At 74.9% G+C, this 2082-nt stretch carries 1 protein-coding gene; it reads left to right on the forward strand.

Going from position 1 to position 2082, the window contains the following annotated elements:
* Positions 1-2082 (forward strand): 4-alpha-glucanotransferase (gene malQ / locus AOK08_RS29230; RefSeq protein WP_055531607.1); only part of this gene is annotated, 2082 nt, incomplete at both ends.

Consider the following 2082-nt stretch of genomic DNA (forward strand, 5'->3'; position numbering starts at 1 on the left):
TCCGCATCCACATCCGAATCCGCATCCACATCCGAATCCGCGTTCGCGTCCGAATCCGCGGCCGAATCCGAATCCGCGCACGGGCCGGCCGGGGAACGGCTCGCGCTCGCCCGGCTCGCCGAGTCGTACGGCGTCGCCGCCTCCTTCAGCCCCTCCCCGGACCGTACGGTCGCCGCCTCCGACTCCGCGCTCGTCGCCGTACTCGCCGCGCTCGGTGTCGACGCGGCCACCCCGGAGGCCGTCCGGGCCGCCCTCGCCGCCCGGGAAGCGGAACTGGCCGTACGGCTGCTGCCGCCCACGGTGGTGTGCGGTGCCGACGGCATGGCCGACGCGCTCGCCCAACTGCCCGAGGGCACGCGGCTGCGGATCCGCACCGAGGAGGGTGAGGTCTGCGACTCCGTCGACCGACTTCCGCCCGGCGTCCATGAGCTGGACGCCGTCGCACCCGACGGCCGCACCGCCCATGCCCACCTCGTGGTCGCCCCGGCCCGGCTGCCCACGCCCGCCGGGCGCTCGTACGGCCTCCTCGTCCAGCTCTACTCGCTCCTCTCCCGGCGCTCCTGGGGCATGGGCGACCTGGGTGACCTGGAGGAGTTGAGCGCTTGGGCCGGACGGGCGCTCGGCGTCGGATTCGTGCAGGTCAACCCATTGCACGCGGCGGTGCCGGGGGCGCCGACCGACCCGTCCCCGTACCGGCCGTCCTCCCGTCGCTTCCCCGACCCCGTGCATCTGCGGGTCGAGGGCATCCCCGAGTTCGCGTACATCGAGGCGCCCGAGGACCGGGAGCGGGTGCGCGGGCTGCTGGAGCGGGCCCGGCGGCTGCGGGAGTCGGTGCTGGACAAGGGCGAGCTGATCGACCGGGACGCCGTGTGGGAACTCAAGCGCGAGGCCCTTGAGTTGGTGTGCGCCGTACCGCTCGGCCCCGGACGGCAGGCCGAGTACTCCGACTTCCTCGCGCGAGCCGGCGAGCCGCTGGAGGACCACGCCACCTGGTGCGCGCTCGCCGAGGCACACGGCTCGGACTCGTCGCACTGGCCGGCGGGGCTCCAGGACCCCCGGTCGGCCGAGACCGCCCGCGCACGGCGCGAGTTGATGGACCGCGTCGACTTCCACTCCCGCCTCGCCTGGCTCACCTACGGCCAACTCGCCGACGCCCAGCGGACGGCACGCGACGCGGGCATGCCGGTCGGGATCGTGCACGACCTCGCCGTCGGTGTGCATCCCGGGGGCGCCGACGCCTGGGCGCAGCGGGAGTACTTCGCGGCCGGCATGTCGGTCGGCGCGCCCCCGGACGCCTTCAACGCGCGCGGCCAGGACTGGGGCCTGCCGCCCTGGCGGCCGGACCGCCTGGCCGAGTCCGGCTACGCCCCGTACCGGCAGCTCCTGCGCTCCCTCTTCGGCTACGCGGGCGCCCTGCGCATCGACCACGTCATGGGCCTGTTCCGGCTCTGGTGGGTGCCGCAGGGGCAGGCGCCGACGGAGGGCGCGTACGTCCGGTACGACGCCGAGGCCATGCTCGCCGTCCTCGCGCTGGAGGCCACGCGGGCCGGGGCGGTCGTGATCGGCGAGGACCTGGGGACGGTGGAGCCGGGGGTGCGCGAGACGCTGCACGAACGCGGGGTGCTCGGCACGTCCGTACTGTGGTTCGAGCGGGACTGGGACGGTGACAGCCGCCCCCTGCCCCCGGACCGCTGGCGCGCCGACTGCCTGGCCACCGTCACCACCCACGACCTGCCGCCCACCGCCTCCCGCCTCACCGGCGACCATGTCGAACTCCGCGACCGGCTGGGCCTGTTGACCAACCCCCTGGCGGAGGAGCGGGCCCTCGCCGCCGCCGACACCAACGAGTGGCTGACCCTGGTCTCCCGCCTCGGCCTGCTGAAGGGGAGCGGCGGCGGACTCTCGGGGGAGGCGGAGGAGGCCGAGATCCAGGCCGTCCACCGCTATCTGCTGCGCACCCCGGCCCGCATGATCGGCGTCTGGCTCCCTGACTGCGTCGGCGACCGCCGCCCGCAGAATCTGCCGGGCACCTGGGACCAGTACCCGAACTGGCGGCTGCCCGTCGCCGACGCAGTCAGGGAG

The sequence above is a fragment of the Streptomyces graminilatus genome, from assembly GCF_001418565.1.
GTDB lineage: Bacteria > Actinomycetota > Actinomycetes > Streptomycetales > Streptomycetaceae > Streptomyces > Streptomyces graminilatus.